Source organism: Mesorhizobium sp. P3_A9 (assembly GCF_056402975.1).
Window position 1 is genome coordinate 1 of the sequence record NZ_JBFUGJ010000075.1, and the last position, 20,865, is coordinate 20,865.

The following is a 20,865-nucleotide window of genomic DNA, read 5'->3' on the forward strand; positions in this document are numbered from 1 at the left end:
CTCTGGAGATGACATGACGGGCGACGACAGCAGACACCTCCCACTCGAAGAAATACACACAGCCGCCGGTGCGCGTTTCGGCGCCTTTGCCGGCTGGTCGATGCCGCTGACCTATCCGGCCGGTGTCATGAAGGAACATCTTCATACCCGCGAACATGCCGGCCTGTTCGACATCTCGCACATGAAGCTGTTCGAGGTCAGCGGGCCAGGCGCGATTGACTTGCTCAACCGCGCCTGCCCACTGGATGCCGGCACGCTCGAAATCTCGCAGTCGAAGCTGTCCTTCTTCCTCAATGAAGCCGGCGGCATCCTCGACGACCTGATCGTCACCCGCCTCGGCAACGAGCGCTTCATGGTGGTCGCCAATGCCGGCAACGCGGTGGCCGATGAAAAGCATCTGCGCGCGCTGGCCGCTGATTTCGATGTGAAGGTTGAGCCGCTCGACCGCGTCTTCCTGGCCATCCAGGGACCTGAGGCCTGGGCCGTGTTGTCCCGCGCGGGCATCGAGACCGGGTCGCTGCTGTTCATGCACGGTGTCGAGCCSMGGAAAAACTGGTTCRTGAGCCGGTCGGGGTATACCGGCGAGGATGGTTTCGAGATCGGCCTGCCGGTGGCTGATGCACGCGACCTTGTGGCGAAGCTGCTGGAAGATGAGCGCGTGCTGTGGATCGGCCTTGCGGCGCGCGACAGCTTGCGCTTGGAAGCAGGGCTTTGCCTGCATGGCCAGGACATCACGCCGGAGACCGACCCAGCCGCGGCCGCGCTGATGTGGGCAATTCCCAAGGAGATCCGCGCTTCCGGCGCCTTCATCGGCGCCGATGCCTTGCGCACCGCCGTCGAACGCGGCCCGGCGCAAAAGCGCGTCGGGCTGAGGCCGGAAGGCCGTCAGCCGGTGCGCGCAGGCGCTCCTCTGTTCGACGCCGACGGCAACCCCGCCGGCCATGTCACATCCGGCGGCTTCGGCCCCTCGGCCGGACATCCGGTCGCCATGGGTTATGTCGCCGCAGCGCTGGCAAAGCCCGGCACACGGGTCTTCGCTGATGTGCGCGGCACGAAAATCCCCGTCGATATCAGTTCCCTGCCCTTCACCCCTCATCGCTACCGCAAAGGATGAATTCCATGGCAACGACCTATTTCACATCCGATCACGAATGGCTCCGCGTCGAAGGCGGTATCGCCACCGTCGGTATAACCGACTACGCGCAGGAGCAGCTAGGCGACCTCGTCTTCGTGGAACTGCCTGAGACCGGAAAGAAACTCTCCAAAGGCGATACCGCCGTCTTGGTCGAATCGGTCAAGGCGGCCTCCGATGTCTACGCGCCGGTCGATGGCGAGATCACCGAGGCCAACGGCACGCTGTCGTCCGACCCGTCGCTGGTCAACTCGGCGGCGACCGGCGCCGGCTGGCTGTGGAAGATGAAGCTTGCCGATGAAAGCCAGCTTGCCGGCCTCATGGATGAGGCCGCCTACAAAGCCCATATCGGCTGATAACAGGACGTATTGACATGACCGCAGCACCCTACCCTTTCTCGGCCCGCCATATCGGTCCGGGCGTTAACGATGTCAGAGCCATGCTTGCCGTAATTGGCGTTCCCTCAATCGAGACGCTGATCAGCCAGGCGGTGCCGCAGTCGATCCGCCTCGACCTGCCGCTGACMYTGCCCGCGCCGGCCAGCGAGGCCGAAGCGCTGGCCGAATTGTCGGCGACCATGGCTGGCAACACGGTGCTGAAGAGCTTCATCGGCGCCGGCTATCACGGTGTCCATGTACCGCCGGTCATCCAGCGCAATCTGTTCGAGAAYCCSGCCTGGTACACSGCCTATACCCCCTATCAGGCCGAGATCAGCCAGGGCCGGCTGGAAATGCTGTTCAATTTCCAGACCCTGGTCACCGAATTGACCGGCCTGCCGGTGGCCTCGGCCTCGTTGCTCGATGAGGCGACAGCGGTCGCCGAGGCGGTCGGCATTGCGCTGCGCCATCACCGCGACAAGCGGACCAAGGTGGCCCTTGCCGGCGCGCCGCATCCGCAGACGCTGGATGTCGTGCGCACCCGCGCCGAACCGCTCGGCATCGAGATCGACGGCGAGACGATCGACGACAACACGGCTGCCTTGCTTGTTTCCTGGCCCGACACGTTTGGCGTCTATGGCGACCACAAGGCGGCGATCGACAAGGCCCGCGCCACCGGCGCCATCGTCGTCTTCATCGCCGATCCGCTTGGCCTGACGCTGACCGATGCGCCGGCGAAACTCGGCGCCGACATCGCGGTCGGTCCGATGCAGCGCTTCGGCGTGCCGATGGGCTTTGGCGGCCCGCACGCCGCCTATTGCGCTGTGTCAGACAGATTGACGCGCCTGATGCCCGGCCGCCTCGTCGGCCAATCGACCGACAGCAAGGGGCGCCCCGGCTACCGGCTGGCGCTGCAGACGCGCGAACAGCATATCCGCCGCGACAAGGCGACCTCCAACATCTGCACGGCGCAGGCGCTGCTCGCCAACATGGCAACGGCCTATGCCATCTGGCACGGCCCCGCCGGGCTGCAGGCGATTGCCGGGCGTATCCACGCGCTGGCCAACCGCCTGGCAAGCGGCCTGAAGGCGGCAGGCGTTTCGGTGCTGGGCGCCAGCCGCTTCGACACGGTGACGGTGGAGGCGAAGGGCAAGGCCGCCCAGATTGCGGCCGCCGCCGAAAAGACTGGCCGGCTGCTGCGCGTCATCGACGCCGACCATGTCGGCATCAGCTTCGACGAGACCTCGACCGATGCCGATCTCGACGCGATCGCGGCCCTGTTCGGCGCCAAGGCCGGGGTCTCCGCCGACAGCACCGTTCCCGGCAAACCGCGTGGAAAAGAGTTTCTGACCCAGCCGGTCTTCAACGAAAACAAGTCGGAAACCGACATGATGCGCTTGCTGCGCCGGCTGGCCGACAAGGATCTGGCGCTCGACCGCTCGATGATCCCGCTCGGATCCTGCACCATGAAGCTCAACGCGGCGGCCGAAATGATGCCGGTGAGTTGGCCAAGCATTGCCAATCTGCATCCCTTCGCGCCGTCTAGCCATTCGGCCGGCTATCGCGCCATGATCGGCGAGCTCGAAGGCTGGCTGTCGGAAATCACCGGCTTCGACGCCGTCAGCCTGCAGCCCAATGCCGGCAGCCAGGGCGAATATGCCGGCCTGCTCGCCATCCGCGCCTATCACCGCTCGCGCGGCGAAGGCCATCGCACCGTCTGCCTGATCCCCTCTTCCGCGCATGGCACCAATCCGGCAAGTGCTGCGATGGCCGGCATGAGCGTTGTCGTCGTGCGCTGCCTGGAGGACGGCAATATCGACATGGACGATATGCGGGCCAAGGCCAACGAGCATTCCAAAAATCTCGCGGCGCTGATGTTCACCTATCCCTCGACGCACGGCGTCTATGAAGAAGGCGCGCGCCATCTCTGCGCCCTCATTCATGAGCATGGCGGCCAGGTCTATTTCGACGGCGCCAACCTCAACGCGCTGGTAGCACTTGCCCGTCCCGCCGATATCGGCGCCGATGTCTGCCACATGAACCTGCACAAGACCTTCTGCATCCCGCATGGCGGCGGCGGCCCGGGCGTCGGTCCGATCGGCGTCAAAGCGCATCTGAAACCCTATCTGCCGGGGCATGTCACCGAAGGCTCGGTGCATGCCGTGTCGGCCGCACCCTTCGGCAGCGCTTCCATCCTGCCGATCACCTGGATGTATATCCGTATGATGGGTGCTGCTGGCCTGAAGCAGGCGACGGAGACTGCCATCATCTCGGCCAACTACGTGGCGACGCGGCTCGCGCCGCACTTCCCGCTGCTCTACAAAGGCCGGCACGATCGCATCGCGCATGAATGCATCCTCGACACCCGCGTACTCAAGGAGAGCGCCGGCATTAGYGTCGACGACATCGCCAAACGCCTGATCGACTACGGTTTCCACGCGCCGACCATGTCGTTCCCGGTCGCCGGCACGCTGATGGTCGAGCCGACGGAGTCCGAGCCCAAGCGCGAGCTTGATCGCTTCTGCGAGGCGATGATTGCCATCGCCGGTGAAGCGGCGAAAGTCGCCAGGGGCGAGTGGCCGCTGACCGACAATCCGCTGGTCAACGCACCACACACCGCCGCCGAGGTGCTGGCCGGCCAGTGGAACCACCCCTACTCGCGGCTGGAAGCGGCCTATCCCGCCGGCGATGCTGACACGGCGGCCAAATACTGGCCGCCGGTGTCGCGCATCGACAATGTCGCCGGTGACCGCAATCTGGTCTGCTCCTGCCCGCCGCTGTCGGACTATCTCGGAGCGGCGGAGTAGCCCGCTCTATGCCGAGCGCAAGGCCGGCCTGACCGGTTCGGCCTTGCCCATCCTTTTGTGGCTGATGACGCAATTTCGGCCGGCGTGCTTGGCCGCGTAGAGTGCTGCGTCCGCCTCGGCCAGCACCTCGTCGAGGCTGCTGCCGTCGGCGCCGCCAAAGCCGATACCGCCGCTGACCGTGCTGCGCAACGGACCGAGTGGGGTGGCAACGATTTCGGTGCCGAAGGCAACGCCGATCTTGCTGGCGAGATCATGGGCCCGCTCTTCCGTCATCCGCGACATGACGATGGCGAACTCCTCGCCACCCAGGCGAAAGGCGTCGACGCCTGTCCTGGCATATTTCCTGATGACAGCGGCGAAGCGGCACAGAACCTGGTCCCCGACCGGGTGACCGTAGACGTCGTTCGTCCTCTTGAAGTGATCGAGGTCGAACATGACGACAGCCATGAACGGACCGAAGGGCCGCTCGCCATAGTGCGATGTCAACCCGCGACGGTTCATCAGCCCGGTCAATGGATCGGTCATCGTCTCGGCCTTCAGCTCGATCTGCGCCTGCAGATGGTGCAGCGACAGCGTCAAGGCGCCGAGACCGGTCATGCAGGCCACCGCAACGACGGAATTCAAACGTTCGGCCCAGTTGTCGGGCGCCGCACCGAGCGTCCATTGCCCCTTGGCCATCAGAACAACGCCGCAAAGCGCAAACGACACCGCGCAGGTGCCGCTCAGGAACGAAACCACCAGCAGGATCCGGCGATCGTGGCTGCCATTGACCCAGAACATGGCTCCGATCGTCGACAGCAGCACGGTGACCGTCGCGTAGGTGACGACGAAGCCGATACCGTCAAGGCCGACGAAGGTCACCGCCGCGCAGACAGCCATGGCGGCAAATGTCGGCACGATCGCACGCCTGTAGTCCGGCACGCCGAGATACTGCATGGCCGAAATGCAGAGGATCAGGAAGCCCAAGCTGAGCAGCGCCAGCGCGATCTGGCAAAGCAGCGGATCAGGCTCCTTGGTGTAGCGCCAGAACAGGATCACATGCGCGACAAGCACGAGAATGCCGCACGCCACCGTCAGCACGAAACGCGCCCGCGGCGCGGTCAACCAGATCGCAAACATGGTGACGGCCAGACAGGTACCCGACAGCGCGGCCGCGAGCAGGAGCGAACTGAAATCCAGCATATCGGACGGAGGCCTCTCGAGCGTCGGCGGTTACGCCGCATTCTAGGTCAGCGGCAGCCCTCGGACATCGTTTTCAGCCGATCTTTCGACCCAAGCTGAGGTTAGGGTTTACAAAGCGTCGACACCGCCTGTGCCGCAACCAAGACCGGTGCGGGGACGCGGCATCAACCCTTGTTCAGCAGAGCGAGATTGGCGTTGACGACCGTGGGGTCGGCCATGCCGGCCTTCGCCTCGAGCAGCAGCGCCCTGGCCTTCTTCTTGTTGCCGCGCARCAGTTGCGAATAGCCCATATTGTTGAYGATCTGCGGCTTGCGGCCGGCGACCTTCAAGAGCTGGCCGTAGGCGCGGTCGGCAAAGTCGAAGCGGCCGAGTTCGTCATAGGAAGCGGCGAGCCCCATCCAGGCCTCCGCATTGTCGGCCTTCAGCTCGACCGCCTTGCGGAAATGCTKYTCGGCGAGACCGTAATTGGCATCGCGAAACTGCGCCTTGCCTTGCGCCAGATCGGAGGTGTCGACGGTCTTTGCCGTCGGTTGAATGGCTGTGGTCTTGGTCGTGTCGACGCTGTTGTTGTTCGTCGTGCACCCGGTGATCATCAAGACGGCCGCCATCGTGGCCACCGCCGCAAATTGTGTCTGACGCATGCCCTGCCCCGTCGCCCGATTTGTCGGGTCGTTCTTCAGGAAAGACACTACAACACAGCGATTAAGCTTCGGTGCCGAAATGCAGCTAAGATTTGGTTTCTAGAATACCGGCCATTAACCATTGGTCCGCAACGCCTCAAACCCCGGCAGACGCGCTGGTTGACGCGGCTTTAGTCTCAACAGCGGCTGTTCCAGCATCCGGTAGCTCAATGTAGCCAGCAGAATGCAGTGCGCCAGGCCCGCCAGGCAGGTCGTGGTGTAGGTTTCCGGAATATGGACCAACCCCAGCAGGACCTTGCCTTCCTCAAATGACCAGGGGTGGAAAACATAGAGGCCGAAGGAAATCGTTCCAAGATACGCCAATGGCGGCCAGCGCAGCAGGCTGGCGACGTTTTTCGCATACAGCGCCAAATGCAGCAGCGAACCAGCAAAAATGCCCGCTAGGAGAAAGACGTAGACCGGCCCGCCGGGAATCTGGTCATGAGGAAGGACGACCAGTCCGATGCCGCTTGCCAGGAATGCAGCGGCGACCATCGGCAGAGGGAATTTTCTGGTCAGGCCCATGGCGATGAGAATCCCGACGATCGTCGATTCGGGCCTCAGAAGCGGTGTCATATAGATCATCTGAAAGGACAGCCCGCTCAGCACGAATGCCGCTCGCCCAAGCAGGCACAAGGGCAGAATGCAAAGCAGGCCCATGGCAAGGGCGCGCTGGCCGACCTTGAGGTACATGAGAAACAAAAAGGGCAAAAACAGATAGATCTGGAATTCATAGCATAGCGACCAGAGCTGGCCGGTGTATCTGAGCGACCATCCGACCTCCGGAAACCAGTAGATATAGTTGCCGACGAACGAGACCACACCGAGAAGCCATCCGTAGGCGGCAGGATTGTCGGCGCCGTAGATGAGCAGCATCGCAAGCGGGAAAAGCACCATCAACGGATAGATGCGCAACAGCCTTCGCACGAAGAATTGCGAGATGGAAATTGTTCCTGTTCGTACCTGTTCCTGCTCGAACAGCCGAAAGAGCAGGAAGCTGGACAGGGCAAAGAAGACTTCGACCCCAACCCACCCCTGCGTCTGGATCATGACAAGTGTGGTATAATCGGCAGGCGCCTTGAAATGGGAAAAAAACACCATTGCGAACGCCAGACATCTCAAACCATCAAGCTGGTCGGTTCGAAGTTCGCCAATGTTGCTTCTCGAAGGCGACATGTTTCAGGACCTGAGATGGATTCACGAACGAAGCACGCCAACCGGCAAAGTGAAGCGCCAACAGTTGGTAGCTAACACAAGTTCGATAACTAACCTTTACATTGGGCGGAGACTGCCGGGCGGTCACGACGTCTCAAATCTCAGCGCAAGCGGCGCTCTCACGGCGTGTCCAGCACCTTGAGCGCGGCCGGAACCGGATAGYGGCTGCCGTCAAAGCGCAGCCGGTAGGTTCGGCTCACCGACTTGCCGGGATGCGACTGGCACTCGCCATCCTTGTCGGGAGCTGGCTCGTCGGTATCCTTCCGCTCGACCGCGATGATGTCGTGGTAGCCGCGATGGACCGTCGGGCTCATCGCCAGGCTGACTTGGCTCGAATGAAAGGATCCCGCACAATTGGTGTCACCTTCGCCGCCAAAGCCGGCGACGATAAGGCCGTCGAGCACCACGTGCAGCGCATTGCCGGAGACGGCATAGAGCCGCAGGTCGGTTTCTCTGAAGGGATTGGGCTGCGAATGGTTGGCCATATCGATACGCAGGCCGAAGGCGGTGACGCCGGGCGCCAGCCCATCACGGCCGGTATCGAATTCGATGCCGCGGATGGCGATGGCATCGTCGTTCATCAATCCGGGCTGCAGCAGGCGCTGGCGCACCTGCAGGGTCTTTCTGTCGACGACCAGAAGCTCGACATCGCCAAAATGCTCGCCGTCGCTGGACTTGGCGCTGTCGATCAGCGGCACTGCGACCAGCAGCAGATCGTCATGGGCAGGCCAGACCTTGCAGACCATGCCCGGCGTAAGGTCCTGCGGGACCGCCAGCGCAATGCTGGTATGGGGTTCGAGCGTGAACGAGCGGCCGTCGGTGCTTTTCTGAACCTTGGGATAGGCCTGCCGCAACAGCGCGGCAGCATCGCCGCAATCGTCGGCCATGGCCCGGGCGGGCAACAGGCTGGCTGCGGCGAGAGCGGCGGCAAGAAACAGTATTCGCATGGGGCTCTCACGTCGCAGGATCGCGTTCKGGCAGGATGATGGTTGTCGGCCCCTGCTCTGCGTTTGTCGATGATCATTTGTCGATTTCGCAAATCCCTGTGGGCCGCTACCACTTTATCCAGCGATCGCTGCTCCTTTCGCCTCATTGGCCAGGTTGGACCAGTATCCGAAAACCTCATCCAAGCGTTTGAGCGCCTGCTTGCCGCTAGCGATGCCGTAGCAGAAGGTCACAACAATTCTTACAGGGTTTAGGCTTGCCCTCCCGAACCCAACCAGAACCACTTGGCCAAAATCGGCGAATTTCTTGTTCTTAAGTGGCTGATCCCACTTGAGATGCAGGTATTGGCTTTTGAGCGTTTCGCCAAAATACATCCCCGCATCCATCGCAAGGGAAAATGTCCTATTTGTAAGCTCCTCTGCGGGAACGCCAAAATCGAAAGCTGCACTTTCTTTGATCCGGTCGACCTCTTCGGCCGTGCGCGTTCTCGTTTCCACTTGATGGGAGAGCCATTGTCCCAAGGCCTCGAGGGAGGTTCGGCTATGATCTGGCTTCCAAGCCCCGAAATTAGGGTCTGAGTTCACCGCGCCTCGCAGTTCAACCAGCCTGGACGGCATGGATTTAAAAAACCATCGTCGATAGTTCTTCAAGTCATCGGCCGACATATCTCGGAAATTCAGGGTAAAGGGCGGCTGTATGATCGAATAGCTCATAGCGTCTTGCCGAATTGGGGTGACAGTGCACTTCAACGCCTCTCTTGGGCTAGGCGCTATTGCGCCACCACTATGAGCATCCTAATGGTGACCCGTCATTTTGACGATGATCGGGATGACCGCGATCATCAGCACCACCGGCAGGATGCACACCGTCACCGGTATCGACATCTTGGCCGGCAGAGCGTGCGCTTTTTCCTCGGCCAGCGACATGCGCTTGTGGCGCATTTCATCGGAGAAGACGCGCAGTGCGCCCGACAGGCTGGTGCCGAGTTCCTTCGACTGCTGCAAAAGCGTGGCGAAGGAGCGAACCTCGTCCAGGCTGAGGCGGTCGGCGAGCGCCTTCAGCGCATCGTCGAGGCTGCGCCCGGCCCGCAGTTCCAGCGACACCAGCTGCAGGTTCTGGCTGAGCGCAGGATAAGTCTTGGCGAGTTCCTTCGAAACGCGTTCGATGCCTGCCTCCATGCTCATGCCGGCATCCGAGCAGACGATCATCAGATCCATGAAGTCGGGAAAGCCGTTGCGGTATTCGCGCATCTTTTCCCGCACCTTCTGGGTCAGCACCAGACCGGGCAGAAAATAGCCGGCCACGCCCGACAGGATGACGAACGCCCAGCGGCTGGTCATCGTCGCTTCGGCGCTGGCCAGCCACTGGTTGAGGACAAAGGCGCCGATCGCGCCGACGACCAGCGCCGAGAAGCGGATGATGAAGAACGTGCCGACGGCACGCGGCTCCATATAGCCGGCCTGAATCAGCTTCATGCGCAGCCGGGCGACATTTTCCGGATCGCTCCTGGCGTAGAATTCCTGCGCCCGCTTCACCGCCTTCTCGCGCACGACGTTGGCGTTCTTCTTCTGCAGCGGCTCGGATTTCACGACCACCGGACCGTGATCGACCTTGAGCCGGCGCTTCACGTCGTTGCGGTCGCCCTTCGCTGTCACCATCGGCCAGGCGACAGCGATGGAGCCCAGGGCCAACAGCAGGATTGCCACCGGCATCAAGGAGGTCGGTGCAAGCGAGGCGAGGAATTCGATCAAGCCCTGCATGTCAGAACCTGAAATTCGACATTTTGAACATCATCAGATTGCCCAGAATCAGCCAGGTCACCGACCCGCCGATCAGGTACCAGGTTTTCGGCTCGTCCCAGACATCGCGGTAGAAGCCCGGCATCAGCGCCATGATGGCGGCAAACAGCAGCGCCGGGATCGCCGTCAGGATGTAGGCCGACATGCGGCCTTCGGTCGAGATGGCGCGCACCTTGCGGCGCAGCTTGCCGCGCTCGCGGATCGTCAGCGCGAGGCCGTCGAGGATTTCGCGCAGATTGCCGCCCGAACTGGACTGGATCGAGACGGCGGTGATGAACAGCGGCAGATCCTCATGGCCGACCCTGTCGAACAGCGAGTTCAACGCCGAGACCAGATCGGAACCATAGGTCACCTCATCGGCGATGACGCCGAATTCGGTGCCGATCGGATCGGGCATCTCGCGCGACACCATGGCGATTGCCACCGGCACCGGGTGACCGGCCTTGAGGCCGCGCGTGATCAGCTCCAGCGCCTCGGGCAGTTGCATGCCGAAGCGCTTGAGCCGGCGCTTGCGCTTGAAGCGCATCACCATCACCGGCACCAACGGCATCAGCACGGCGAACAGCAGCAGCCCCATCAGCAGCGGCAGGCCATACCAGATGGCGACCAGCGTCATGCCCATCGCCACGCCCGAGGTTATCATCAGGAATTTCGACAACGGCATGATCATGCCCGACTGCGTGCGCAGCGCGCGGAACCGGTCCGGCGAGAACAGCGAGGTGCCTGCGTCGAGCCCGCGCTCCTTGCGCAGCTGGGTCAGCACCTGTTCCTGGCTGATCTTGTTTTCCTGCAGCTTCATGCGCCGGTTGATGGCGGTACGCTTGTCGCTGCGGCCGGCATAGAGGAGATAGCAGGCCTCGGCGATCATGATGCCGGTGAGTGCTGCTCCGGCATAGACGACATAGATTGCGCTCAGCCCATCGAACACCAGGCTTACTCCTGCGGCCGGCCGGGTTCGAAATAGCGTCCGGGAAACTCGATGCCCATGGCGCGCAGATCCTCCAGGAAGCGCGGCCGGATGCCGGTCGCCTCGAAATAGCCGAGAATGCCGCCATCGGCATCCATGCCGGTGCGCACGAAGCGGAAGATCTCCTGCATCTGGATGACGTCGCCTTCCATGCCGGTCACCTCGGCGACGCTTGTCACCTTGCGCTTGCCGTCGGAAAGCCGGGTCAGCTGGACGATGATGTCGATAGCGCTGGCGATCTGGCTGCGGATCGACTGCACCGTCATCGGCATACCGGTCATGCCCAGCATCTGTTCGAGGCGTGAAATGGCGTCGCGCGGCGTGTTGGCGTGGATGGTCGCCATCGACCCTTCATGGCCGGTGTTCATCGCCTGCAGCATGTCGAACGCCTCCTCGCCGCGGCACTCGCCGAGGATGACGCGGTCGGGACGCATGCGCAGCGCGTTCTTGACGAGATCGCGCTGCTTCAGTTCGCCATGGCCCTCGATGTTGGCGGGGCGCGTTTCCATGCGCGCGACATGCGGCTGCTGCAGCTGCAGYTCSGCCGCRTCCTCGATGGTGATCAAGCGYTCGTCYTCGGGAATGAAGGCCGACAGCGCRTTGAGCATCGTCGTCTTGCCGGTGCCGGTGCCGCCSGAGATGATCGTCGTCTTGCGAGCGTGGACTGCCGCCGCCAGCACTTCGGCCATGTTCTGGGTGATGGCGCCGAATTCGACCAGTTTGTGCAGGCCAAGCTTGTTCTTGGAGAATTTGCGGATCGACACCAGGGGTCCGTCGACGGCGACCGGCCGGATGGCCGCATTGAAGCGCGAGCCGTCCAGCATGCGCGCATCGACCATCGGCTGCGATTCGTCGACCCGGCGACCGACCGCGGCGACGATCTTGTTGACGATTCTGAGCAGATGCGCCTCATCCTTGAACGGGATATGGACCTTCTGCAGCTTGCCCTTCTTTTCGATGAAGCAGTTCTGGTGGCCGTTGATCAGGATGTCGTTGATGTCGGGATCCTTGAGCAACGGCTCGAGCGGACCGAGACCGACCATCTCGTCGACGATGTCGTCGACCAGCGCCTCGAGTTCGACGGTGTTGATCGCCATCCGCTCCTGGCGGGTTTTTTCCGAAACGAAATCATGGACTTGCCGGCGCATCTCCTCCTTCGGCAAACGCTCCAGCGCGACGAGATTGATTTCCTCGAGCAGCATCCGGTGAATGCGCACGCGCGCATCGAGCACCTTGTTGGCGCTCTTTGCCGGGGCGATGTCCGGCTTTGCCGCCAACGCCTTGCGGTTGGTCGGGATGACGACCGCATGATGCGCCACCGGGGTCGAGTCCGCGGGACGGAGCGGGCGCGCGTCGCGGTTCTGCAGGGTGGAAAAACGACTGGTCATCCGGCCTTCCTCTTCAGTAGACCCTTGCCGAAGCTGAACAGCGACTTCGACTTGACCCCGGTCGCGACCGCYTCTTCYGGMAGGATGATYTTCTTSARATCGTTGAYGACATTGGCGTTCGGGTCGATCTCGTGCAGCGGTACGCCGCGATCGACCGCCTCGCGCACCAGCCGGTAATTGTTGGCGATGCCGCCGACGAAATGTTCGCCGAGAATCTCCTGGACGTCCGCCTGCTTGATGCCGTTGTCGAACATCTTCTGCTCGAAACGGTTGACGATGACATTCGGCTTCACTTCCTTGCCGGCGGTCTCATAGACCGCCTGGATCAGCCTTTGCGTGTGGCGCAGGCACGGCACCGTCATCTCGGCAACGATATAGAGCTTGTTGGAGCCAAGCAGCACGGTCTCCGTCCAGGGAAACCAGGTGCGCGGCATGTCGATGACGACATTGTCGAAATAGGCCGAAACGAGGTCCAGCATGCGCACCACGACATCGGTCTTGAACGAACGCATCTCCGAGGGATGCGTCGGCGCTGCCAGCACGCAAAGGCCGCTGGCATGCTTGGACAGCATCACGTCGAGCAATTGCCGGTCGAGGCGTTCGGGCTGGTTCTCGATCTCGGTGATGTCGAAACGTGGCTCGAGGTCGAGATATTCGGCGCAGGCGCCCTGCTGGAAATTGAGGTCGACCACGCAGGTCGAGGCGCCGCGCGTCACCGAGTGGTGCAACTGGAAGGCGGTCTGCAGTGCCAGTGTCGTGGTGCCGACGCCGCCGGCCGCCGGCATGAAGGTGTAGATCTGCGACTCGGTGTTTTCCTCACGCCCCGGCCCTTGCAGSGCGCGSAYGACSGAGCGCACCAGATCGGCSGTGGTGATCGGCTTGACCAGRAAGTCCGCGACCTTGAGCTGCACCAGGATGCGCACSGCKGCGGCGTTGAATTCCTGGGTGACGACGACRACCGGCGTCTTGCCCTCCAGCCGGCGCATGATGCGCTGCAGCGACTCGAYCTCYTCSAGCYTYGCKGCRTCCATGTCGACGATGAKGGCRCCGAAATCGSTCTCCTGGATCTCGCCACGCAACTCCGTGACACTCTTCTCCACCGCCGAGAGCTGGATGATCTCGGAGGCGGCGAATGCGGTCCGCGTGTCCTGCACGAAGGTCCTGTCCGTCGATACGAGCAGGATCTTCTTGGTCTTGATGCCGTTAGCCATTTTTGTCAGCCTGTGGGCTTGATCGCCCTTTGGGGTCAGTTGCCCGTGGTCGCCTGAGATGTCTTCGAAGCGGCGGCCTGATCGGGCGTGACCGGTCCGGCGTCGCCGCGCTTGGCAGGCACGAGAAGCCTGGTGTTCTGGACGCCGTATTTCCACGGATCGACCATCTGCATGACGGTGTTGGCGGCCTGCGCGTTGCCGGGGCCGGTCGTCACCCCTTCGCTGCGTGTGTAATCGTCGCTGGTACAGCCGCCGGCCAGACCGGCAAGAAGCAAGGCGATGCTCGATTTCAGGACCAGTCGCATGGCTTCAGTCCTTCGGCAGGTCGAGGAAGTGCCCGACCGTGGTGGCGGGAGCGGTCCGTGCGGCGCTGCCATCGGCCATCGCCAGCGCGCGACCGGTGTCCGACGTCTTCACTTCCTCGGTGTTGTTGAGRAARTAGTCGRCATTGCTGGCCGGCTGCGAACCATCGGTCGGCTCGGCCATTTTCTTCGACGGATCGACCGGCTTGACCAGATAGGGCGTGACGAGGATGACCAGATCGGTCTCGCGCCGCTGGTAGGATTTCGACGAGAACAGTGATCCAAGGACCGGCATCTTGCCGAGGCCGGGAATGCGCGAGGTAGTGATGTCGTTTTGCGACTGCAGCAGCCCTGCGATCATGAAGCTTTGGCCGTTCTTCAGGTCGACCGACGTCTTGGCGCGGCGGACAGTGAAGCCCGGCACCGAAATGTTGCCGATGTTGTAGGACGCCGACGCATCGATCGAGGAGACTTCCGGCGCGATGTCGAGGCTGACCAGCCCGTCCTTGAGCACAGTCGGCGTGAAGTCCAGGCTGACGCCGTATTTCTTGTAGGTGACGGAGATCTTGCCATTGTCCTCCGAAACCGGGATCGGAAATTCGCCGCCGGCGAGGAAGCTCGCGGTCTGTCCGGAGCGCGCGATCAGGTTGGGCTCGGCCAGCATACGGGCTAGGCCGCGCTCCTCCAGCGCTTTGACGGCGATATCGACGGACACGCCGTTCGACAGCAGGCTGCCGATGATCTCGCCTGTACCTGCCGTCGGCACCGACGCGCCATCGGGGTTCAGCACGACACTGCGCCCGCCGAGGCCATAGGCGAAATTGGCGCTGTATTTTGCACCGAGATCCTGCCCTGCCTGCCGGTTGATCTCGACAAAGCGGACATTGAGCTGGACCTGCTGCGACGACGAGATGTTGACCGAGTTGATCACCTCCTCGTTGCCGGAAAAGCGGGTGGCGATCTTGTTTGCCTTTTCGGCGGCGACCGCGTCATCGGCCTCGCCCGACAGCACGACACGGCCGTTGGCGGAGCCGACCTTGATCTTGGCATCCGGCACGCTGGCGCGGATGGTGCTGGCCAGTTGGTCGGTGTCGAGCGTCACCTCGATATCCACCGTGCCGACAAGCTGCTTTTTCTCGTCGAACAGCGCAATGCCGGTGGTGCCGAGATTGTTGCCGAGCACATAGAAGGATTTGTCGGTCAGTGGATTGACGTTGGCGATCTCCGGATCGCCGATGACGATCTGGTAGAAGGCGGCACTCGTTATGATCGTCTTGGGCTTGCCCTTGGCGACCTTGATCGACGCATTCTTGGTCGACGAGACATAGACGATGTCATTGTCCGCCTTGGCCGCCCCGGGCAGAGCAAGCATGCCGCTCGCAGCCACCGCAACCGCCATTGCCAGCGTGCGCACGAAGCGCGACCGGCCCGTCATTCGATATAGGGTACGCATCAACATTGCCCTGTCCCGTCCGGTCCCCACCGGCCTTTACTTCTGGTTCTGGTCCCGCGCAGGAACCTGATATTCCTCGGCCTTCGTTCCGCGCGTCACGATGATCGTCTTGAATTTCGGCTTCTCCGGCTCCTTGGTCATCGCATCGAACAGCGAACCGGCCGCGGCCTGAGCCTTGGCCGCCACCGATCCGCCGAAGGAAGAGATGGTGGTGACGCCGTCCTTGCCGTCGCCGCCTTCGCTGGCGGAGCGCAGCGACAGCGACAGCGTGCCGACGGTGCGGGCAAGCGCCACTTTCTGCGCGCCCTCGGTCGTCACCTCGATGGTCACGGAATTGGTCACCTGCGGCGTCGTCTGGCGCACGTCGGCGCCCTGGCCGACACTCAGTACCTTGGCGTCGGCGACGACAATCTCGGAGGTGATGGTCGAACCGGCCGCCCCTTGTGCGTTCTTGGCGACTTCCTGGATTTCGCCGGCATCGCGCGTCAGCACGACATCGACGCGGTCGCCCGGTGTCACGAAGCCGCCGACACCGGCGATCTCGTCGGTGCGGATGGTGACCGCCCGCATTCCGGGCGTCATCATGTTGGAGAGCGTTGCGCGGCCGTTCGGACCCGACAGCTTGGTCAGCAGCACCGGTTCGTTGACCTCGATCGGCGACAGCACCACGCGGCTGCCTTCGCCAAGCAACCCATCGATGGTGGGAAATGCCCCTTGTGGCAGCGAATCCTGCGGCCACGGGATTTCGCTGAGCTTGGCGCGGTCGAGTTCCATGCCGTAGCGCAACGGCGCGTTCGCCACCACGATGGTCTTGAACTCGATCCTGGGCGGTGCCGGAGCGGCGATCGACGCCGTCTTCTCCTCGGCATCCGGCTTGGCCTGGCTCTTGACCCAGAAATCCGCGGCAAAGATCGAGATCGCGCCGAAAACGGCGGCGATGCCGATCATCGTTATGGCCTTGCCCCTCACGCCGAAACCCCTGATGCCCGCAGTTTCTTATTATGTTGGGCTCACGCTAGGCCGCATTGTTAAAGAATCAGGAATCTTGTGCGGCTGCATTCGACCTATTTCCGCCCGCTTGGTTATCGAATGGTTTTAGGATAAGACGGGTCAAATCCCCGAACGTAACAGGAACCTCCGTCGCTTGGCGCCGCAAAGCGTGGCAGTATCGACGGGTGATTCGCAGCATCGGACCCGATGGCAGGCATGGACGACAACAACGATCTCTTCGGCAACATGGACAAGCAGCCACAGCCGGTTCGCACACCCGCGCGCCCGGCTGACCCGCTGGTGCAGGCCGCCAAACGTCCGGCCGCGACCAAGGATGGCAGCGAGGGCTATAGCGCCGCCGACATCGAGGTGCTCGAAGGCCTGGAGCCGGTGCGCCGCCGGCCGGGCATGTATATCGGCGGCACCGACGACAAGGCGATGCACCATCTGTTCGCCGAGGTCATCGACAATTCRATGGACGAGGCGGTCGCCGGCCAYGCSACCTTCATCGAYGTCGAGCTGWCSGCCGAYGGCTATCTGGCCGTCACCGACAATGGCCGCGGCATTCCKGTCGAYCCGCAYCCGAAATTCAAGAAGCCGGCGCTCGAAGTCATCATGACGACGCTGCATTCGGGCGGCAAGTTCGACTCSAAGGTCTACGAGACMTCSGGCGGYTTGCAYGGCGTCGGCGTSTCSGTGGTCAACGCGCTGTCGGACCATCTCGAGGTCGAGGTCGCACGCGGCCGTCAGCTCTATCGCCAGCGCTTTTCGCGCGGCGTCCCGGTGACCGGCCTKGAGCASCTMGGCGAGGTCCAYAACCGGCGCGGMACRAAAATCCGCTTCCATCCCGACGAGCAGATTTTCGGCAAGGGCGCGGCSTTCGARCCGGCGCGGCTCTACCGCATGACGCGCTCGAAAGCCTATCTGTTCGGCGGCGTCGAGATCCGCTGGACCTGCGATCCCTCGCTGATCAAGGAAAAGGACCAGACGCCGGCAAAGGCGGAGTTCCATTTTCCCGGCGGCCTCAAGGATTATCTCAAGGCATCGCTCGGCGACGACTTCCAGGTGACGCGCGAAATCTTCGCGGGAAAAAGCGAAAAACAAGGCGGCCATGGCTCCCTCGAATGGGCGGTGACCTGGTTCGGCGGCGACGGCTTCATCAATTCCTACTGCAACACCATCCCGACCGGCGAAGGCGGCACCCACGAGGCCGGCTTCCGCAACGTGCTGACGCGTGGCTTGCGCGCCTATGCCGATCTCGTCGGCAACAAGCGCGCCTCGATCGTCACCWCSGAAGACGTSATGATCTCGGCGGCCGGCATGCTGTCGGTGTTCATCCGCGAACCGGAATTCGTCGGCCAGACCAAGGACAGGCTGGCGACGATCGAGGCCATTCGCATTGTCGAGACCGCGATCCGCGATCCGTTCGACCATTGGCTGGCCGACAATCCGCAGGAAGCCTCGAAGCTGCTTGAATGGGTGATTGCGCGCGCCGACGAGCGGGTGCGCCGGCGCCAGGAAAAGGAAGTGTCGCGCAAGAGCGCGGTGCGCAAATTGCGCCTGCCGGGCAAGCTCGCCGATTGCACGCAGAATGCGGCGGCCGGCGCCGAACTCTTCATCGTCGAAGGCGACTCGGCCGGCGGCTCGGCCAAGCAGGCGCGCGACCGCGCCAGCCAGGCCGTGTTGCCGCTGCGTGGAAAAATCCTCAACGTCGCCAGTGCCGGCAATGACAAGCTGGCCGCCAACCAGCAGATATCGGACCTGATCCAGGCGCTCGGCTGCGGCACGCGCTCGAAGTACCGCGACGAAGATCTGCGCTACGACCGTGTGATCATCATGACCGACGCCGACGTCGACGGTGCTCATATCGCTTCGCTGCTGATCACCTTCTTCTACCAGGAAATGCCGGGGCTGGTGCGTGGCGGCCATCTCTATCTGGCGGTGCCGCCGCTTTACTCGATCCGGCAAGGTGGCAAGGTCGCCTACGCCCGCGACGACGCACATAAGGACGAGCTTCTGCGCACCGAATTCACCGGGCGCGGCAAGGTCGAACTTGGCCGCTTCAAGGGCCTGGGCGAAATGATGGCAGCCCAGCTCAAAGAGACCACCATGGATCCGAGGAAGCGCACGCTGCTCAGGGTTGACGTGAACGAAATCGATTCAACCACCAAGGACAGGGTCGATGAGTTGATGGGTACCAAGCCGGAAGCCCGCTTCCGCTTCATCCAGGAACGCGCCGAATTCGCTGCGACGGAAGTGCTGGATATCTAGCCACCCGCCGGTCCATAACAGGCTCAACTTGCGGAGATAAGCAATGTGACCTGGGTGCGGCTGAAAACCTATTTCGAGACGAGTTTGGCCGGGCTGACACAGCCGACGCGCTCGGACTGGATTTTCGCCCTGCGCACCGTTTCAGCCGGCCTGATCGCGCTGCTGGCCGCCTATGCGCTGAAGCTCGATCACCCGCAATGGGCGATGATGACGGTGTTCATCGTTGCCCAGCCCGTCGCCGGCATGGTGCTGGCGAAGGGCTTCTACCGCTTGCTCGGCACGTTGGCCGGCGGCGTCGCAGCGATCGGCATCACCACGGTGTTCGGCACCAACCCATGGGTGCTGGTGACCGTGCTTGCCGTCTGGATCGGCATTTGCACCTTCGTCTCGTCACTGCTGCGCAATCCCGAAGCCTATGGTGCTGCCCTTGCCGGCTACACAGCGATGATCATCGGCCTGCCGGCCTTCGGACAACCACACCTCGTCGTCGACCTCGCCGTCGCGCGCTGTGCGGAGATCGTGCTCGGCATTGTCTGCGCCGGCCTGACCAGCCGGCTGATCCTGCCAAAACTGGCCAGCGACGCCATCATCTCGCGGCTGAAACGCTGCATTCTCGATCTCGCCACCTACGCCGCAGGCGCCTTCTCGGGAGGTGATACAGCGACACTTTCCGCACTGCATCGCAAACTCGTCGCGGACACCCAGACACTGGGCGAAATGCGCGCTTATGCCAGGCTGGAAGCGCCAAGCTTCGCGCCACGTGCCCACCCGGTGCGGCGCACCATCGGACAATTGCTCTCCGCCTTGTCGGCGGCACGCGCGCTGCATTCGCACGCCGCTCCGAAAAATGCCGCACTTGTCCCGGTGCGTTCGGAATTGCAGGCCCTTGTCAGCGAATTGGCGGCAAAGCCCGGCGCACTCGACGATACGGCGCCTTGGGTAGAACAACTCGACGCGATCTCGGCCAAGGCCCGGCAAATTCCCGATGCCTCGGTCGACCAGGGCGACGACAGGGTCGGCACCATCACCCGTCTCACCATCGCCGCCGATTTCGCCGAGGCCTTCAAGCAGGTGTTGCGTGGTCTCGACGCCTTGCGCGCTCCGGTCACGCGCCCGGTCCGCGGCAGCAGGCAGCCTGCTCTGGTGGTTCATCGCGACTACCCCGGCGCATCGCGAAATGCCGTGCGCGCCGCCCTTGCCACCTTGCTGGTCGCGGCCTTCTGGCTGACGACGAAATGGTCCGAGGCGGCGGGCACGGTCATTCTCGTTGCCGTCGTATCCAGCCTTTTCGCCGCCCGCCCCGATCCGGTGCAGGTTTCCTGGGGCTTCTTCAAGGGAACGCTGCTGGCTTTGCCCTTTGCCTTTCTGGTCGGCCAGATCGCGATGCCTGCCCTGCCCGGCTTCGGCTGGTTCGTCTTGTTTGTCGTGCCGATCCTGGTGCCAACGGCGCTGGGCATGGCCAATCCGCGTTATGTCGGCGTGGCCACGGCCTTTGCCATCAACTTCCTCGCTTTCCTCAGTCCGCATCAGGCGATGACCTACGATCCTGGCCCGTTCTTCGCCGGCTCGGCGTCGGTGCTGGTTGGTATTCTGCTGGCGATCGGCGTCTTCATTGTCGTGTTACCCGCCGATCCGTGGCTCGCGGCAAACCGGATCGTGCGGGCCATGCGCGAGGATCTGGCACGGCTTTGCCTGCATGAGCGCGTGCCGAGGCGTTCGGCTTTCGAGAGCCTCGCCTATGACCGCRTCAACCAGYTGATGCCGCTGGTGCAGAACTCCGGCAGGAAGGGCGATGCGGTCCTGGGCGGCGGCGTCGCCGCCGTCACGGTCGGCCTGGAGATCCTGCGGCTGCGCAGCGCAAGTCAAGGCCATGTCGTCCCGTCCGAAACCGCGCTTTCGATTGCCACCTTTCTGAGGGGTCTGGCGCGCGAGCTGCTCTTTCGAGCCCCTGGCGATCCGCAGACAGCGACCGTCGCCGTTGCCCGCCAATATGCGGCGACCATCGCTCAGCGAAACGCCTCCGGCGACGTGCTGCAGATCGCGGCGTCATTGCGCATAATCGCCGCCGCGATCGAGGATTTTCCGGATTTTTTCGCAAAGGACCGAGGCTAGGCAGCCGCGATCACCAGCGCGTGCCCACGTGCGT

17 protein-coding genes are annotated in these 20,865 nt (G+C 62.9%); 5 read left to right on the forward strand and 12 right to left on the reverse strand.

Going from position 1 to position 20,865, the window contains the following annotated elements:
- Positions 1-13: 13 nt before the first annotated feature.
- From gcvT to gcvP, 3 genes are read left to right on the forward strand one after another with little or no spacing between them, the layout of a single operon-like run.
- Positions 14-1,114, forward strand: coding sequence for a glycine cleavage system aminomethyltransferase GcvT (gcvT, locus tag AC1DX0_RS13320; protein WP_477355688.1), 1,101 nt, complete (start codon positions 14-16; stop codon positions 1,112-1,114).
- A 5-nt stretch (positions 1,115-1,119) separates the two neighbouring features.
- Positions 1,120-1,488 (forward strand): glycine cleavage system protein GcvH, encoded by a 369-nt coding sequence (gene gcvH, locus AC1DX0_RS13325; protein ID WP_477222372.1) that lies wholly within the window; start codon positions 1,120-1,122, stop codon positions 1,486-1,488.
- Between the two features lie 17 nt (positions 1,489-1,505).
- On the forward strand, positions 1,506-4,316 hold the full coding sequence (gene gcvP, locus AC1DX0_RS13330) for an aminomethyl-transferring glycine dehydrogenase (protein ID WP_477222371.1): 2,811 nt from the start codon (positions 1,506-1,508) through the stop codon (positions 4,314-4,316).
- Between the two features lie 6 nt (positions 4,317-4,322).
- Here gcvP and AC1DX0_RS13335 read toward each other — a convergent pair whose 3' ends face one another.
- The 12 genes from AC1DX0_RS13335 to cpaB all read right to left on the reverse strand — a co-directional run bounded on the left by AC1DX0_RS13335 (position 4,323) and on the right by cpaB (position 16,427).
- Positions 4,323-5,498, reverse strand: a complete 1,176-nt coding sequence (locus AC1DX0_RS13335) for a GGDEF domain-containing protein (protein WP_477222370.1) — start codon at positions 5,496-5,498, stop codon at positions 4,323-4,325.
- A gap of 164 nt (positions 5,499-5,662) precedes the next feature.
- A complete protein-coding gene (locus tag AC1DX0_RS13340) occupies positions 5,663-6,139 on the reverse strand; it encodes a hypothetical protein (protein ID WP_477355670.1) in 477 nt (158 codons plus the stop codon).
- A 114-nt stretch (positions 6,140-6,253) separates the two neighbouring features.
- A complete protein-coding gene (locus AC1DX0_RS13345; protein WP_477222368.1) occupies positions 6,254-7,354 on the reverse strand; it encodes an acyltransferase family protein in 1,101 nt (366 codons plus the stop codon).
- A gap of 158 nt (positions 7,355-7,512) precedes the next feature.
- Positions 7,513-8,340: a PA3715 family protein gene (locus AC1DX0_RS13350; RefSeq protein WP_477355673.1), complete on the reverse strand. Its 828-nt coding sequence runs from the start codon at positions 8,338-8,340 to the stop codon at positions 7,513-7,515.
- Between the two features lie 114 nt (positions 8,341-8,454).
- Positions 8,455-9,051 carry a hypothetical protein gene (locus tag AC1DX0_RS13355; RefSeq protein ID WP_477222366.1) on the reverse strand — a complete coding sequence of 199 codons (597 nt, stop codon included), beginning with the start codon at positions 9,049-9,051 and terminating at the stop codon, positions 8,455-8,457.
- An 81-nt stretch (positions 9,052-9,132) separates the two neighbouring features.
- Complete coding sequence (locus tag AC1DX0_RS13360; RefSeq protein ID WP_477222365.1) at positions 9,133-10,098, reverse strand: type II secretion system F family protein; 966 nt, start codon at positions 10,096-10,098, stop codon at positions 9,133-9,135.
- Position 10,099: 1 nt separating this feature from the next.
- Positions 10,100-11,065, reverse strand: a complete 966-nt coding sequence (locus tag AC1DX0_RS13365) for a type II secretion system F family protein (RefSeq protein ID WP_477222364.1) — start codon at positions 11,063-11,065, stop codon at positions 10,100-10,102.
- Positions 11,066-11,070: 5 nt separating this feature from the next.
- The gene (locus tag AC1DX0_RS13370; protein ID WP_477222363.1) at positions 11,071-12,492 is read right to left on the reverse strand and encodes a CpaF family protein; all 1,422 of its coding nucleotides are present in this window, start codon (positions 12,490-12,492) and stop codon (positions 11,071-11,073) included.
- Entirely contained in the window at positions 12,489-13,703 is a 1,215-nt protein-coding gene (locus AC1DX0_RS13375) for a CpaE/TadZ family protein (RefSeq protein WP_477355676.1), read from the reverse strand. Before AC1DX0_RS13375 ends, AC1DX0_RS13370 begins: the two co-directional genes overlap by 4 nt.
- Before the next feature lie 35 nt (positions 13,704-13,738).
- A complete protein-coding gene (locus AC1DX0_RS13380; protein WP_477222361.1) occupies positions 13,739-14,008 on the reverse strand; it encodes a hypothetical protein in 270 nt (89 codons plus the stop codon).
- 4 nt (positions 14,009-14,012) lie between these two features.
- Entirely contained in the window at positions 14,013-15,464 is a 1,452-nt protein-coding gene (locus AC1DX0_RS13385; RefSeq protein WP_477355679.1) for a type II and III secretion system protein family protein, read from the reverse strand.
- Between the two features lie 30 nt (positions 15,465-15,494).
- Positions 15,495-16,427, reverse strand: coding sequence for a Flp pilus assembly protein CpaB (gene cpaB / locus AC1DX0_RS13390; protein ID WP_477222359.1), 933 nt, complete (start codon positions 16,425-16,427; stop codon positions 15,495-15,497).
- A gap of 237 nt (positions 16,428-16,664) precedes the next feature.
- Here cpaB and parE point away from each other — a divergent pair, with 237 nt between their 5' ends.
- Entirely contained in the window at positions 16,665-18,719 is a 2,055-nt protein-coding gene (gene parE, locus AC1DX0_RS13395; protein ID WP_477355682.1) for a DNA topoisomerase IV subunit B, read from the forward strand.
- Between the two features lie 45 nt (positions 18,720-18,764).
- Positions 18,765-20,831 carry an FUSC family protein gene (locus tag AC1DX0_RS13400; RefSeq protein WP_477355685.1) on the forward strand — a complete coding sequence of 689 codons (2,067 nt, stop codon included), beginning with the start codon at positions 18,765-18,767 and terminating at the stop codon, positions 20,829-20,831.
- Positions 20,832-20,865: the final 34 nt, after the last annotated feature.